A 14,618-nucleotide genomic window follows, 5' to 3' on the forward strand; every position below is an offset into this window, starting at 1 on the left:
TGAGATCGAAAGAGATTGGATCGGTAGCCCGGATGAAATCCGGGGGGCCTCTGGTAGTCGATTCCCGGATTGCATCCGGGCTACTGGACGGCGGCGAGTAGCGAACCTTGTGGGGACGAATTCATTCGCTATGCAGGCCGCAGGCCTGCCATGAAAGTCGCATGGGGGGGGCACTGCATGCCCCTCAGCGAATGAATTCGCCCCCACAAAAAATCAAGCAGAGCCTCCGCCGGTGTCACCCCAGCAGCTTCAGCGCCTCGGCCGAGGACGTTTCGACGCGCTGCCAATCGCCTTCGCGAATCCAGGTCTTGTCCATCATCCAGGTACCGCCGACACACATCACGTTGGGCAGCGCCATGTAATCACGCAGGTTGCCCGGGTTGACGCCGCCCGTGGGGCAGAAGCGGATGCCCGGGAAGGGGCCGCCGAAGGCCTTGAGGGCCTTGATGCCACCGCAAATCTCGGCAGGGAACAGCTTGAAGCGGCGGTAACCGAGGGCATAGCCGAGCATGATTTCCGAGGCGCTGCTGATGCCGGGGATCAGCGGCAATGGGCTGTAGACGCCCGCGCGCAAGAGTTCGGCGGTGCAGCCCGGGGTCACGACGAACTGCGCCCCCGCGGCCTCGGCTTCGGCGAGCATCAGCTCGTCGAGCACGGTGCCGGCACCAACGCACAGCTCGGGGCGCTGCTCGCGCAGGAGGCGGATGGCGGCGAGGCCATGCTCCGAGCGCAGGGTGACTTCCAGGGTGCGCAGGCCACCGGCGGCGAGGGCATCGGCCAGGGGCAGGATGTCCTGTTCACGCTCAATGGTGATCACTGGCAGGATGCGCGCGGCGCCACAGATGATATCGATCAGGGCAGCCTTGTCGGCCATGCTGGGAACGGTTTCGCGGTGGCTGGCCTGACTGTGGGGAATGCTGGTCATGGGACGTTCCTTCGGGCTCAGGGGCACCAGTAGATTTCCAGGGATCGACGGAGGAAGGCGCGGATCGGCATCTGCGCGGCGTCTTCGCCAGCCAGTGCGTCGGCCAGGGTCGCGAGCTTGCCCTGCCCTTGCAGCGCCAGCAGCGACAGGCGCGCGCCTTCGAGCATCGGCAAGGTCAGGCTGAGGCGCTGATGCGGAACGGTTGGTGCCAGCATCGCCAGGCAGCGCTGCGGGCACTCCGGGCTGAGTGCTGCCTCGAGGTTCGGGCTGGTCGGGAACAGCGAGGCCGTGTGGCCGTCCTCGCCCATGCCCAGCACCAGCACGTCAAAGGGGAGCGGCAGCTCGGCCAGGGCCTGGTCGGCCAGCCTCGCGGCCTCGTCCAGGCTGGCTGCCGCGCTATAGAGACCGATGAAGCGGGCCCTGGCCGCCTCGCCCTGCAATAGATGGCGACGCACCAGCCCCTCATTGCTGTCGGGGTGGCTCACCGGTACCCAGCGTTCATCCGCCAGGCTGACGACCACCTTCGACCAGTCCAGCGCCTGGCTGGCGAGTCGCTCGAAGAAAGCCACCGGGCTGCGCCCGCCGGACACCACCAGGGTAGCCACACCGCGTGCGTCGATGGCCGAGCGCAGCGCGTTGGCGACGGTGACCGCCAGCTCGCCGGCGAGCTGCGCGGGATTGTTCAGGCTGAAGCCGATGACCTGTTCCGGCAGGTTGATGTTAGAGATCGCCATACCAACTCCGACCATCACGAGTGATCAATGCAATGGAGGCCACCGGCCCCCAGGTTCCCGCCGCGTAGGGCTTGGGCGCGTCGCCCTGTTGTTGCCAACCGGCGATGAGCTGGTCGCACCACTTCCAGGCGTATTCGATTTCATCCTTGCGCACGAAGAGGTTCTGGTTGCCCTTCATCACCTCCAGCAGCAACCGCTCGTAGGCATCGGGAATCCGTGCGCTACGGTAAGTATCGGAGAAACTGAGCTGCAGGGGGCCGCTGCGCAGCTGCATGCCCTTGTCCAGGCCCTGGTCCTTGGTCATCACCTGCAGGGAAATACCCTCGTCCGGCTGCAGGCGGATGATCAGGCGGTTGCTGATCAGCGGGCGCTGCTCGGGCGCGAAGATGTAGTGCGGCGGTTCCTTGAAGTGGATGACGATCTGCGACAGCTTCTGCGGCATGCGCTTGCCGGTGCGCAGGTAGAACGGCACGCCGGCCCAGCGCCAGTTGCGGATCTCCGCCCGCAGCGCGACGAAGGTCTCAGTGTCGCTCTGGGCGTTGGCATTGTCCTCTTCCAGATAGCCGGGCACCGACTTGCCGAGGATGTTGCCGGCCACGTACTGGCCGCGCACCACTTGCTGGCTCAGCTGTTCGACGCCGATGGGCGCCAGTGCCTTGAGCACCTTCACCTTCTCGTCGCGGATGCTGTCGGCGGACAGGTCGCTGGGCGGGTCCATGGCGATCAGGCAAAGCAACTGCAGCAGGTGGTTCTGGATCATGTCGCGCAGCTGGCCGGCCTGGTCGAAATAGCCCCAGCGACCTTCGATGCCTACCTGCTCGGCCACGGTGATTTCCACGTGGGAGATATGGTTCTGGTTCCACTGGGTCTCGAACAGACTGTTGGCGAAGCGCAGGGCAATCAGGTTCTGCACCGTCTCCTTGCCCAGGTAATGGTCGATCCGATAGGTGCGGTTCTCCGGGAAGTGCGCCGCCACGGCGTCATTGACCGCGCGGGAAGACGCCAGGTCATGGCCGATCGGTTTCTCCAGCACCACGCGGGTGCGCTCGGCGAGGCCCGTGGCCGCCAGCCCCGCGCAGATCGCGCCGTAGACCGAAGCCGGCGTGGCGAAGTAGGCGATCAGCCGGCTCGCCGGGCCGATCTTGTCCGCCAGCACCGCATAGCCGTCAGCTTCGAGGAAGTCCATCGACAGGTAGTCCAACCGCGCCAGGAAGCGCTGCATGACAGCCTCCTCCTGCTCCCGCACCGGAACATGCCGGCGCAGGTGCTCGCCGATGGCCGCCAGATGCGCGGCGGGCTCGTCGTTCTCACGAGCCAGGGCCAGGACGCGGGTCTCGGCGGGCAGCAATCCCGCACGATCCAGTTGGTAGAGCGCCGGGAACAGCTTGCGTAGCGCCAGGTCACCAAGGCCGCCGAACAGCGCCAGGGTGCAGGATTCAACAGGTTGTGAGGCCATGGTATTTGTTCTTCTTTCAAACATGAGCTTATGAATACACCCAGATAAGCGTTTCATCAAGACAAAATGTAGTAATAAAACTACATTTTCCAATATCCGAGATTCCTATGGCCCCGTCCTATTACGCTCAGTACGATAGGCCACCGAATGCCAGACCCTTCCCAGGACTCCAAATGGACCGCGTGCACAACCTCCTGGAGCAGATCCAGAACCGCCTCGAAGCGCTCAACAAGGCCGAACGCAAAGTCGCTGAAGTGATCCTGCGCGATCCGCAGCAGGCCACTCGCTACAGCATTGCCGCGCTGGCCCAGGCCGCGAAGGTCAGCGAACCGACGGTGAACCGCTTCTGCCGCTCCTTCGGCGTCAACGGCTACCCGGAACTGAAGATGCAGCTGGCGCAGAGCCTGGCCAGCGGCGCCGCCTACGTTAGCCGAGCCGTGGAGGCCGAAGACGGCCCCGAGGCCTACACGCGGAAAATCTTCGGCAGCGCCATAGCCTCCCTGGATAGCGCCTGCCAGAGCCTCGATCCGCAACAGATCAGCCGTGCGGTGGACCTGATGATCCAGGCCCGGCAGATCCACTTCTTCGGTCTCGGCGCCTCCGCCTCCGTGGCTCTGGATGCGCAGCACAAGTTCTTCCGCTTCAACCTCGCGGTGACGGCCCATTCCGACGTTCTGATGCAGCGCATGCTGGCTTCGGTGGCGCATACCGGAGACCTCTTTGTGATCATTTCCTACACCGGCCGCACCCGCGAGCTGGTGGAAGTGGCGCGCATCGCCCGGCAGAACGGCGCCTCCGTGCTTGGCCTGACCGCCGCCGGCTCGCCACTGGCCAAGGCCAGCACCATCAGCCTGGACATCCCGCTGCCCGAGGACACCGACATCTACATGCCGATGACCTCGCGCATCATCCAGCTCACCGTGCTCGACGTGCTCGCCACCGGCATGACCCTGCGCCGCGGCGTGGACTTCCAGCCACACCTGCGCAAGATCAAGGAAAGCCTCAACGCAAGCAGGTATCCGAGCGATGAGGAGCCGTCCTGAGGGTTCTGCGCGGGGGCTATGCCCTCTCCCCCAGCCCATAGGGGCTGGGGGAGAGGGCAACGACATCCAGTCCCACACCTCACTCCACCCAAACCCTCAAGCTCAACCTCGCTTCTTCCCCCGCGACCAGCGTCACACCATCCTGCCCACAAGCGGCACCCTGTACAGAGAGAAACCCCAGGCCTTCCGACCAGCTCACTTCTCCAAGCGGCCGACTGCCGGGATGCCAGACCACGGTGTTGGCATTGCCACCCCCATCGATGCAGATACGCCGCTGCCAGCCAGCATCCTGGATAGTTACCTTGCCGCCCCGGCGGAACACGCGGTGGCAGCCATCGACGATGCGCAGCTCGCCCTCCTGTCGACACGCCTCGCGGACCAATAGGTCGCGGCCTTCGGCGCCGTCCAGGCCGAGCAGCCCGACCCGTGCCACATCCGATATCCGCCAATAGGCATGCAGCGCATGGCTGAGCACGCAGGTCTCGCTGTCCCGGTGGCGGGTGGTGAGTCGCAGGTGCATCTCATCGCCCAGTTCCGCCTCCAGCTCCACGACCCAGTCGTGCAGTTCCAGCCGCCAGTTCAGGCGCACGCCGGTGGCGTCCGCCTCCTTGCCGGTCAAGCGCCAGTCGCTCAACCGCGCCCAGCCGTGGTGCGGCCAGCCGCTCTCCATCGGGTGACGGCCGAACCAGGGCCAGCACACCGGCACGCCACCGCGGATGGCGCCGATCCTCGGCCAGCGCGCGGCGCACCAGAGCAACGGGCGTTCGCCACGCGGCTGGAAGTGCAGCAACTGCCCGCCCTGGCGGCTGAACACCGCCGTGCAACGCGGGTGCTCCACTAGCAGGAGCTCGCGGCCCTGCTGCTCGGTCCAGCGGAATGATTGCCCGGCTTCCGGCCGCAACAGATCGGCCAGGGGATGGTCGACGCCCTCCCCCGTTTTCACCCGATGCGGCCTGGCATGCCGTGGCTCACTGACGCCCATCGCGGCTCCGCATCACTTCCACCAATACTCGAGCTGTACACCGAAGTTGGAGCCGTGCAGGGCATCACCAAAGGCGCCGGTATCGGACAGCGCCGAGCCCGCTGCCATCTGGCTCGCCGCGCGCTGCGCCGCTTCGTTCCAGCTGGCGTAGGTGTAATAGAGGCGGATTTCCGGGCGCTCCCAGAAGCCGGGGCCAGCCGGCGACCAGGTGGGCGCAATGGTGAACTTGGTCAGCTTGCGAGTGCCGCCGGGAGCTTCCACCTGATCGCGGCCAAGTTCGGTCACCAGCTTGAATTGCTCGGTAATCGCATAGCTCGGGCGTACGCCGACCGACAGCCAGTTCTGGTCGTCGCCGTCCGGGCGAGTGTCCTTCTGGTAGACGACTTGGAACTGCCCGCCGAAGCGTGGCGTTACCTGCCAGTCGAAGAACTCCACCACACGCCAACTCTTGTTGGCGTTATCCAGGGTCGGGTCGCCGGTATAGCCCAGGGCAGTACCCGGCCCTCGGCCGTACTGCAAGGCGAAGGTATTCAGCCCGCCGAGGAATTCCTTCTGCTTGTGCTGCACGGCCACCGACCAGCCGCTGTGGGCGTCCAGGCTGTCGGGCTTGTCGATGTAGCTGACGCCAAAGCCCACCTCACCGCCAGGATTGGTCTGGAAGCCGTCGACATTGAAGTCGTGACGGTTGATGTAGGGGTCCTGATCGTAGTTGTCCTTGCGCGAGAAGACGTAGCTGTACTTCAAATCGCCAATGGCTACCTGGTCGAAGCCGAAGCCGGTGGCGCTCTGGTTCCAGTAGTAGTAGTCGGAGATGTGGATATCGTTCCGCTTGTAGAAGCGACGCCCCGCCCAGAAGGAGCCGCCGTTCAACGCCGGCATGTTGCTCCACTCGGCGTACATCTGGTTCATCCGCGCAAAGCCGTGGTCGCCAGTGAACTCAGGCGTGTGGCCGTATTCGTTGTAGAGCTGCGCCATGCCTTCGACGCTGATCACCGAGCCATCATCGAGCTTGAGCAGGTCCTGGCGCAGGTCCAGCTCGATGTACTGCTCGCACTCGTTGCCCAGGCGGTACTTCGACTGCGCCCCCGGCAGTTGGAAGCAGGATTGCGTGCCACCCTCACTTGAGCCGCCGGCGCCGCTGCGCACGTAACCGGTGAACTCCACCGCCTGCGCAACTCCGGAAACTGCAAACAGCGCGCAAGGCAGTACCCACAAACGTTTGATCGTCGTGCTCATGTCCACTCCAGATTTTTATTGTTGTGTTTCGATGGATCGTTTCCTGAATGCCCCGTAGGAGCGAGCTCTGCTCGCGAACAGCTCTGCGCGAGCCCATTCGCGGGCAGAGCTCGCTCCTACATCCCCTTCAGGCGTGCCACTTTGGCGCGCTCAGGGGGGCTCGCCTTTCCCAGACGACCCAGGCGCTCGCCGCTTTGCGCGTCGAACAGCAGCACCTTGTCCGGGGCGAATTGCAGATCCAGGGTCTCGCCCACGCGCGGCGCGGCATCCGGCGCCAGACGGCAGCAGACCTTGGTCTGATTGATCTCGACGAAGGCCAGGGTGTCCGGCCCGGTAGGTTCGAGCACCTGCACCTCGGCGCGGATGCCCGGCAGCTCGGCAGTAGCCGCAGCGACGAGGATCTGCTCCGGACGCACGCCGAGGATTACCTCACGCCCGTCCAACTCGTCCTCCACCTCGCCCAGCGGCAGCTCGCAGTGGCCGTCGGCGCTGTCCAGCAGACCAAACAGGCGACCGTCACGGCGCTGCAGGCGCAGGGGGATGAAGTTCATCGGCGGCGAACCCATGAACCCGGCGACGAAGAGATTTGCCGGATCGTTGTAGATCTGCTGCGGGGTGCCAAATTGCTGGATGATGCCGTCCTTCATCACCGCCACCTTGTCGCCCAGGGTCATGGCCTCGATCTGGTCGTGGGTGACGTAGACGGTGGTGGTCTTCAGCCGCTGGTGCATCAGCTTGATCTCGGTGCGCATCTCTACCCGCAGCTTGGCGTCGAGGTTCGACAGCGGCTCGTCGAACAGGTAGATCTTCGGCCGCCGCGCCAGCGCCCGGCCCATGGCCACGCGCTGCTGCTGGCCGCCGGAGAGCTGGCCGGGCTTGCGCTCCAGCAGGTGCTCGATCTGCAGCAGCTTGGCCACGCGCGCGACCTCGGCATCGATCTCGGCAGCCGGCATCTTGCGGATCTTCAGGCCGAAAGCGATGTTCTCGCGCACGCTCATGGTCGGGTACAGGGCGTAGGACTGGAACACCATAGCGATGTCCCGGTCCTTCGGGCTCATGCCGCTGATGTCGGCGTCGTCGACCATGATCGCGCCGCCGGTGATGCTCTCCAGTCCGGCGATGCAGTTCATCAGGGTGGATTTGCCGCAGCCCGACGGCCCGACGAGGATCAGGAACTCGCCGGAATCGATGGACAGCTCGATGTTCTTCAGGGTGTCCGCCAGGCCGCTGCCGTAGGACTTGTTCACATTGCGCAGTTCGAGGGTTGCCATGTCTTTTCTCCAATCCCGAAAGCTACTTTGAAAGCGTCACGAGCGAAGGTCAGGCAAGGCGGAATCAGGCGAGGAAGCGGAGTTTAGGCCGCCAAATGAGCATTCCGAGCCTGATTCCAACACAGCATGACCGAGCGCAGTAGCTTTCAGCCTTTGACGGCGCCGGCCGTCAGGCCGCGCAGGAAGTATTTACCGGCCAGCACGTAGACCAGCAGGGTGGGCAGGCCAGCGATCATCGCGGCGGCCATGTCGACGTTGTATTCCTTGACCCCGGTGCTGGTGTTCACCAGGTTGTTCAGGGCCACTGTGATGGGCTGGGTGTCGCCGCTGGCGAACACCACGCCGAAGAGGAAGTCATTCCAGATCTGGGTGAACTGCCAGATCAGGCAGACCATGATGGTCGGCACCGACATCGGCAGCAGGATGCGCCCGAAGATGGTGAAGAACCCCGCCCCGTCCAGCCGCGCCGCCCGCACCAGGGCATCCGGGATGCTCACGTAGAAGTTGCGGAAGAACAGCGTGGTGAAGGCCAGGCCGTAGACCACGTGCACCAGCACCAGGCCGCCGGTGGTGTTGGCCAGGCCGAACTGGCCGAGGGTGAAGGACGCCGGCAGCAGCACCACCTGGAACGGCAGGAAGCAGCCGAACAGCAGCAGCCCGAAGAACAGCTGCGAGCCGCGGAAGCGCCACATCGACAGCACGTAACCGTTCAGCGCACCGAGCAGGGTCGAGATCAGCACGGCGGGCACGGTGATCTTCACCGAGTTCCAGAAGTAGCCACCGACGCTGGCCCAGGCCTTGGCCCAGCCTACCAGGGTGAACACGTCCGGCATCGACAGCAGGTTGCCGGTGCGAATGTCGTCCGGGGTCTTGAAGCTGGTCAGCAGCATCACCACCAGCGGCACCAGGTACACGGCGCACGCCAGGATCAAGGTGGCGTAGATGGCCAGGCGGCTGAAGCTGAAGGCAGGTTTTCCGGCCAGGCTAGTCATGGCGCTTGTTCCTCAGTTCGGAGTACAGGTACGGCACCAGGATCGCCAGCACCGCGCCGAGCATGAGCATCGCGCTGGCGGCGCCGAGGCCCATCTGGCCGCGGGTGAAGGTGTGGGCATACATGAACATCGCCGGCAGGTCGGAGGCGTAGCCAGGGCCGCCGGCCGTCATCGCCGCCACCAGGTCGAAGCTCTTGATGGCAATGTGAGCAAGGATCATCAGTGCACTGAAGAACACCGGGCGCAGGCTCGGCAGGACGATGCGCAGGTAGATGGTCGGCAGGCTCGCACCATCCACCTGGGCGGCGCGGATGATCGACTGATCGACGCCACGCAGGCCGGCGAGGAACAGCGCCATGACGAAGCCCGAGGACTGCCACACGGCGGCGATCACCAGGCAGTAGACGACGCGGTCCGGGTCCACCAGCCAGTCGAGGCGAAAGCCTTCCCAGCCCCAGTCACGCAGCAGCTTGTCCAGGCCGAGACCGGGGTTGAGCAGCCACTTCCAGGCGGTGCCGGTGACGATCATCGACAGCGCCATCGGGTAGAGGTAGACGGTACGGATGAAGCCCTCACGGCGGATACGCTGGTCCAGCAACACCGCCAGCAGCACGCCTAGCACCAGGCTGATGCCGATGAACAGTCCGCCGTATACGAGCAGGTTCTGGCTGGCCACCCACCAGCGATCGTTGTCCAGCAAGCGCTCGTACTGCTGCAGCCCGACCCACTTGTAGCTGGGCATGAAGCGCGAGTTGGTGAAGGAGAGCAGGAAGGTCCAGATGATGTAGCCATAAAAGCCGACCAGCACGATCAGCACGCTGGGCGCCAGTACCACTTGGGGCAGCCAGCGTTGCAGCGCGTCCAGCGGTGAGGCCTTGGCGAAGACTGCAATTGAAGACATCGGTAACTCCTCGCGAGGAAAGAGCGGTGGCACGGACCTCGTAGGAGCCAGCTTGCTGGCGAACAGGCGCAGGCGACCGGCGTCGGGGCTGCCGACCAGTTCCGAATCGCCAGCAAGCTGGCTCCTACAGGTAATTCATGCGCGACAAATCCCGTGGCACATGCCTGGGCAAGCACCGGAAATCAGAACCAGGGGTGGGCGGGCTCGGGCCCGCCCGGAAGCGCGCTTACTGCACCGCTTCTATCGCGGCGGCCAGTTGCTGCACGGCCTTTTTCGGGTCGGCTGCGGGGTCGTTGAAGAAGTTGGTCACCACGTCGAACACCGCGCCCTGCACGTAGCTGGAGGCGGCCATGCCGTGAGCCAGGCTGGGCTGCAGGCCGTCGCCCGCCGCGGCTTCCTTGAAGTCCTTCATGGACTGCTGGGCGCAGGCGTCGAAGCTGCTCATGTCCTGGTCCAGACGGACCGGGATGGAGCCCTTGTTCTGGTTGAAGAACTGCTGGAACTGCGGATCCAGGATGGTACGCGCCAGATCGTTCTGCGCCTTGCGATTCTCATCGCTGCTGAGCTTGAACATGGCCAGGGAGTCGATGTTGTAGGCAAAGCTGCCCTGGGTTCCGGGGAACGGCAGGCACTGGTAGTCCTTGCCCGCCACCAGACCTGCGGCGCTCCACTCGCTCTTTGCCCAGTCACCCATGATCTGCATACCGGCCTTGCCGTTGATCACCAGGCCCGTGGCACTGTTCCAGTCGCGGCCGGCGGCGTCGGGATCGACGTAGCCACGCACCTTCTTCAGGGCCACGAAGACCTCGACCATCTTGTCGCTGGTGAGGGTCGCCTTATCCTGCTCGACGAAGGCTTTGTGGTAGCCCTGCGGGCCGAGGATGCTGAACACCAGGTCCTCGAACACGGTGCCGTCCTGCCAGGGCTGGCCACCGTGGGCGAGCGGGATGAAGCCGGCGGCCTTGAGCTTGTCAGCCGCAGCGAAGAATTCGTCGAGGGTGGCCGGCGGCGTGGCACCGGCCTTCTGGAACACCTCGGGGTTGATCCACAGCCAGTTGACCCGGTGCACGTTGACCGGCACGGCCACGTAGTGACCGTCGTACTTCATGATGTCAGCCACCTGCTTGGGCAGCAGGGTGTCCCACTGGCCCTCCTCGGACACTTCGTCCAGCTCGGTGAGCAGGCCGAGTTCGCCCCACTCCTGGATGTCCGGCCCCTTGATCTGCGCAGCGGACGGCGGATTGCCGGACACGGCACGAGTCTTCAGCACGGTCATCGCAGCCTCACCACCACCACCGGCGACGGCGAAGTCCTTCCAGGTATGACCTTTTTCTTCGACGAGTTTCTGCAGGGTATCGGCGGCGCGTTTCTCACCACCGGAAGTCCACCAATGCAGGACTTCCACTTCACCGGCGAGAGCGGAAAGCGGAAACAGCGAAGCGAGGGAAACGACAGCGGCCAGGCGAGACAGGGCATTCATGAATGGGACACCTTTTTGTTTTTATGGCTGTGCAAGTCGGTGCTTGCGCTTGCCTGCAGTCTAACCACGGCGTTCAAGGCGGCGGGTAACAAAGGGATAGTGGTTGGTCACGGGGTGGTTACAAAACTCGGATCAGCTCCCTCTCCCTCAGGGAGAGGGGAGACAATCACCCCGCCACTCTCGGCAACCACAGCGTCACGCGAAGGCCGCCCTCTCGTAGATTGCGCAAGCTCAGCTCGCCACCATGGCTGTGCGCCAGGTTGCGTGCGATGCCCAGGCCCAGGCCGTAGCCCTGCTGCTGTCCGGCGAGACGGAAGTGGGGTTCGAACACCTGCTCCAGGCGCTGCTCCGGCACGCCGGGGCCTTCATCATCCACGTGCAGCACGAAGGCCTCGGTGTTGTCCTCGACATGCAGGTGTGCGCGCTCGCCGTACTTCAGGGCGTTGTCCACCAGGTTGCCGATGCAGCGGCGCAAGGCCAGCGGCTTGCCGGGGTAACTGGCAATAGCCTTGCCTTCCAGCGTCACCTGACCGGTGGCGAGATAGGGCTCGATCAACCCGTACAGCAGGTGGTTGAGGTCCACCTGCTCGATATTTTCATGGATGTCGGTGTCCTTCACGCATTGCAGTGCGCCCTTCACCAGCAATTCCAGTTCGTCCAGGTCGCGGCTGAACTTGGCCTGCAAGGCTTCATCGTCCAGCAACTCGACCCGCAGGCGCAGCCGGGTGATGGGCGTACGCAGGTCGTGGGATATGGCGCTGAACAGCTGGCTGCGCTCACTGAGGTAACGGCTGATGCGCTCGCGCATGCTGTTGAAGGCGCGGCTCACCTCCACCACTTCACTGCCGCCGGCCTCAGGCAGGGGCTCCACCTCGGCGCCCAGCGACATCTCCCGCGCGGCGGTGGCCAGGCGTTTCAACGGCCGGCTCTGCCAGTGCACCAGCAGACCGATGAACAGCAGGAGGAAGCTGCTGGTGAGCAAGATGAACCACAGCTGCTGGGTCGGCTGGCCCTGGTCCTCCAGACTGGCGTAGGGCTCAGGCAGCAGCGAGGCGAGATACAACCATTCGCTGGGGCCGATCTGGATCTGCGTCACCAGTACCGGCGGGTTCACCGGCTCAAGGGTCAGGGCGTAGTGGGCCCAGGAGCGTGGCAGCTCGTCGAGCTTCAGGCCGCTGTTGAAGATGCGTAGATCATCCGGGCTGACGAAGTGCAGGGACAGGTCCACCTGCTTGCCCAGACGCTCGCGCAACACCGCCTCCACCTCGTCCATTACCGCTCGCTTTCGCGGGGTTTCCGGCATTACACGCATTTCCAGCGGCTTATCGTTGAGGGAAACGAAGAAACGCGTGCCGCCCATCGAGCGCAGCTGGTCCAGCACCATGGGGCGATAGCCCAGAGGCAGCGAGCGAATGTAACTGACACTGGCAGCCATGGACTGGGCAAGGCTGCGGGAGCTGGTGAGCAGGCCCTCCATCTGGCTGGCACGTAGTTGCGAGAGCCAGATGACACTGGACAACGCTTGTGCGACCAGAACCACCAGCAAAGTGAGGAACAGCATGCGCCCGAGCAGCGAGCGCGGCACAAGCCTAAGCATGGACGTGCGGCGTGACCTGCGCCGCCAGCAGATAGCCGGCACCCCGCACGGTGCGGATCAGCCGCGGCGCCTTGCCAGTGTCGCGCAGACGCTGGCGCAGGCGGCTCACCGCCATGTCGACGATGCGCTCCAGTGGCATTACCTCACGGCCACGGGTGGCGTTGGCAATGGTGTCGCGATCGAGGATCTGCTGTGGATGGTCAAGGAACAGCTTGAGCAAGGCGAAGTCGGCACCGGAGAGGATCACCTCCTCGCCATCGAGGTGGAACAGGCGGTGACTGACCATGTCCAACCGCCACTCGTCGAAGGCCAGCACCTCCACGGGGGCGCGCTCCAGGCCGAAGCCGACCCTGCGCAATAATGCCTTGATCCGCGCCAGCAACTCGCGTGGACTGAAGGGCTTGCCAAGGTAGTCGTCGGCGCCCAGCTCCAAGCCGATCACCCGGTCGGCCTCATCGGAGCTGGCGGTAAGCATGATGATCGGCACCTGCGCCAGGCGCTGGTGCGCGCGCACCCAGCGGCACAGGCTGAAGCCATCTTCGTCGGGCAGCATGACATCGAGGATCACCAGGTCGGCGGCCTCCTCGCCCATGGCCCGGCGAAAACCTTCGCCATCGCCGACGGTGCGTACCTGGAAGCCGGCGCGACTCAGGTAGGTCTCAAGCAGTTCACGAATTTCCTGGTCGTCGTCGACCAGGAGGATGGATTTCCCGGATTGGCTCACAGTGGCCGTCCTTTGTTGTTATCAATTCACTCGATGCCGGACCTGACCCTAGGATGGATAGCGCTTTTTCTATCCACCAGCGTCGTCGGGCTGAGCCCCTGCCGAAACTTCGGCGTTGCGGGGCACTTATGTAGGATGGGTTGAGCCCGCGACACCCATCAATCCGCAGCGTTGGGTATTGCTACGCTCCACCCATCCGACGAAAGTTCGCCTGTTGCAAGGCCACGCCCGCGCCTTCCAGGCCGGGATATTCGGCCGTCACCAGCCAAACGGGTATGCCCTCAAAATAGCCGCTCATGCAGCCCTTGCTGGCAAAGCTGCGGACAAACCCGCTGGCCTGGAAGAAGGCAGCGAAGCGCGGCACAACGCCGCCGACTATATACACTCCGCCGCGCGCGCCAAGGGTCAGCACATTATTGCCGGCCACACGCCCCAGCCAGCAACAGAACAGCTCCAGCACTTCCACCGCCACTGGATCGCCGGCCAGCGCGGCAGCGCTGACCTCGGCTGGCGTCGCCAGACGCTCCGAATGGCCGTCGAGTGCGCAGAGCGTACGGTAAAGCAGCAGCAGACCATTGCCGCTGAGCACATTCTCGGCGCTGACATGGCCGAGCTGCCCATGCAGATGCTGCCAAATCGCCGCCTCGCGCAGGCTGCCGATGGGCAGGTCGACATGCCCGCCCTCGCCCGGCAGTGCCTTCCAGCACCCATCACCCAGGGGCAGCAGAGTGCCGACGCCCAGGCCGGTTCCCGGTCCGATCACCACAACGGGGCTGTCCGACTCGGCAACACCTGGGCGCACCAGGACGCGCTCATGCTCGCGCAGACGGGTCATGCCCAGTGCCATGGCGGTGAAGTCATTGACCAGCAGCAGCCGCTCGACCTGCAGCGTCCGACAGAAAGCCGCGCGGCTGAGGCGCCAATGGTTGTTGGTAAAACGGAAATGTTCGCCGCCCACCGGCCCGGCAACGGCCAGGCACACTGAACCCAGGCTGCCCGGCGCCAGGCCAAGCCCGGCCAGGTAATGGCTGACGGCCTGTTCGGGGCTGGCAAAGTCGGCAGTGGCCAACACCCGAATCGATTCCAGTGTCTCGTTCCGCCACAGCGCGAAGCGCGCATTGGTCCCACCGATATCACCGACCAATGCCAACTTCACTTCAGGCCCTCCAGGTTGCGGGTGAAGGCGCTGGCACCCTGCTCGGCCGAGCTGAAGGCCTCGCGCATGAAGGCGAACAGTTCGCGCCCGGTGCCGACGTTGGCCTCCAGGTCCCAGAGAG

The 14,618-nt window shown here is 64.5% G+C and carries 13 protein-coding genes; 1 reads left to right on the top strand and 12 read right to left on the bottom strand.

Annotated elements, in window-relative coordinates; all coding sequences use genetic code 11:
• Positions 1 to 235 precede the first annotated feature (235 nt).
• From J7302_RS12560 to zwf, 3 genes are read right to left on the bottom strand one after another with little or no spacing between them, the layout of a single operon-like run.
• Positions 236 to 925, bottom strand: coding sequence for a bifunctional 4-hydroxy-2-oxoglutarate aldolase/2-dehydro-3-deoxy-phosphogluconate aldolase (locus J7302_RS12560; protein ID WP_215374723.1), 690 nt, complete (start codon positions 923 to 925; stop codon positions 236 to 238).
• A gap of 17 nt (positions 926 to 942) precedes the next feature.
• The gene (gene pgl, locus J7302_RS12565) at positions 943 to 1,659 is read right to left on the bottom strand and encodes a 6-phosphogluconolactonase (protein ID WP_215374726.1); all 717 of its coding nucleotides are present in this window, start codon (positions 1,657 to 1,659) and stop codon (positions 943 to 945) included.
• Positions 1,646 to 3,115: a glucose-6-phosphate dehydrogenase gene (gene zwf / locus J7302_RS12570; protein WP_215374729.1), complete on the bottom strand. Its 1,470-nt coding sequence runs from the start codon at positions 3,113 to 3,115 to the stop codon at positions 1,646 to 1,648. Before zwf ends, pgl begins: the two co-directional genes overlap by 14 nt.
• Before the next feature lie 173 nt (positions 3,116 to 3,288).
• On the opposite strand from zwf, the gene J7302_RS12575 reads away from it, so the two are divergent.
• Positions 3,289 to 4,158 (top strand): MurR/RpiR family transcriptional regulator, encoded by an 870-nt coding sequence (locus J7302_RS12575; RefSeq protein ID WP_251702027.1) that lies wholly within the window; start codon positions 3,289 to 3,291, stop codon positions 4,156 to 4,158.
• Between the two features lie 79 nt (positions 4,159 to 4,237).
• Here J7302_RS12575 and J7302_RS12580 read toward each other — a convergent pair whose 3' ends face one another.
• From J7302_RS12580 to J7302_RS12620, 9 genes are all read right to left on the bottom strand, one after another.
• Positions 4,238 to 5,140, bottom strand: coding sequence for a D-hexose-6-phosphate mutarotase (locus J7302_RS12580; RefSeq protein WP_215374732.1), 903 nt, complete (start codon positions 5,138 to 5,140; stop codon positions 4,238 to 4,240).
• A 12-nt stretch (positions 5,141 to 5,152) separates the two neighbouring features.
• The gene (locus J7302_RS12585; RefSeq protein WP_215374735.1) at positions 5,153 to 6,376 is read right to left on the bottom strand and encodes a maltoporin; all 1,224 of its coding nucleotides are present in this window, start codon (positions 6,374 to 6,376) and stop codon (positions 5,153 to 5,155) included.
• A gap of 116 nt (positions 6,377 to 6,492) precedes the next feature.
• Positions 6,493 to 7,647 (bottom strand): ABC transporter ATP-binding protein, encoded by a 1,155-nt coding sequence (locus J7302_RS12590; protein ID WP_215374738.1) that lies wholly within the window; start codon positions 7,645 to 7,647, stop codon positions 6,493 to 6,495.
• A 146-nt stretch (positions 7,648 to 7,793) separates the two neighbouring features.
• The gene (locus J7302_RS12595) at positions 7,794 to 8,639 is read right to left on the bottom strand and encodes a carbohydrate ABC transporter permease (protein ID WP_215374741.1); all 846 of its coding nucleotides are present in this window, start codon (positions 8,637 to 8,639) and stop codon (positions 7,794 to 7,796) included.
• Positions 8,632 to 9,540 carry a carbohydrate ABC transporter permease gene (locus J7302_RS12600; RefSeq protein ID WP_215374744.1) on the bottom strand — a complete coding sequence of 303 codons (909 nt, stop codon included), beginning with the start codon at positions 9,538 to 9,540 and terminating at the stop codon, positions 8,632 to 8,634. The genes J7302_RS12595 and J7302_RS12600 overlap by 8 nt, the downstream gene beginning before the upstream one ends.
• A gap of 226 nt (positions 9,541 to 9,766) precedes the next feature.
• Entirely contained in the window at positions 9,767 to 11,020 is a 1,254-nt protein-coding gene (locus tag J7302_RS12605) for an ABC transporter substrate-binding protein (protein ID WP_215374747.1), read from the bottom strand.
• A gap of 166 nt (positions 11,021 to 11,186) precedes the next feature.
• On the bottom strand, positions 11,187 to 12,617 hold the full coding sequence (locus tag J7302_RS12610) for an ATP-binding protein (RefSeq protein ID WP_251702028.1): 1,431 nt from the start codon (positions 12,615 to 12,617) through the stop codon (positions 11,187 to 11,189).
• A complete protein-coding gene (locus J7302_RS12615; RefSeq protein ID WP_215374750.1) occupies positions 12,610 to 13,341 on the bottom strand; it encodes a response regulator in 732 nt (243 codons plus the stop codon). Before J7302_RS12615 ends, J7302_RS12610 begins: the two co-directional genes overlap by 8 nt.
• 181 nt (positions 13,342 to 13,522) lie before the next feature.
• Positions 13,523 to 14,497 (bottom strand): glucokinase, encoded by a 975-nt coding sequence (locus tag J7302_RS12620; RefSeq protein WP_215374753.1) that lies wholly within the window; start codon positions 14,495 to 14,497, stop codon positions 13,523 to 13,525.
• Positions 14,498 to 14,618: the final 121 nt, after the last annotated feature.

It is taken from the genome of Metapseudomonas boanensis (genome assembly GCF_018704125.1).
Lineage (GTDB): Bacteria > Pseudomonadota > Gammaproteobacteria > Pseudomonadales > Pseudomonadaceae > Metapseudomonas > Metapseudomonas boanensis.

Coding starts and splice junctions, on each gene's coding strand:
- J7302_RS12560 (WP_215374723.1), bottom strand. CDS start 925: ATGACCAGCATTCCCCACAGTCAGGCCAGCCACCGCGAAACCGTTCCC.
- pgl (WP_215374726.1), bottom strand. CDS start 1,659: ATGGCGATCTCTAACATCAACCTGCCGGAACAGGTCATCGGCTTCAGC.
- zwf (WP_215374729.1), bottom strand. CDS start 3,115: ATGGCCTCACAACCTGTTGAATCCTGCACCCTGGCGCTGTTCGGCGGC.
- J7302_RS12575 (WP_251702027.1), top strand. CDS start 3,289: ATGGACCGCGTGCACAACCTCCTGGAGCAGATCCAGAACCGCCTCGAA.
- J7302_RS12580 (WP_215374732.1), bottom strand. CDS start 5,140: ATGGGCGTCAGTGAGCCACGGCATGCCAGGCCGCATCGGGTGAAAACG.
- J7302_RS12585 (WP_215374735.1), bottom strand. CDS start 6,376: ATGAGCACGACGATCAAACGTTTGTGGGTACTGCCTTGCGCGCTGTTT.
- J7302_RS12590 (WP_215374738.1), bottom strand. CDS start 7,647: ATGGCAACCCTCGAACTGCGCAATGTGAACAAGTCCTACGGCAGCGGC.
- J7302_RS12595 (WP_215374741.1), bottom strand. CDS start 8,639: ATGACTAGCCTGGCCGGAAAACCTGCCTTCAGCTTCAGCCGCCTGGCC.
- J7302_RS12600 (WP_215374744.1), bottom strand. CDS start 9,540: ATGTCTTCAATTGCAGTCTTCGCCAAGGCCTCACCGCTGGACGCGCTG.
- J7302_RS12605 (WP_215374747.1), bottom strand. CDS start 11,020: ATGAATGCCCTGTCTCGCCTGGCCGCTGTCGTTTCCCTCGCTTCGCTG.
- J7302_RS12610 (WP_251702028.1), bottom strand. CDS start 12,617: ATGCTTAGGCTTGTGCCGCGCTCGCTGCTCGGGCGCATGCTGTTCCTC.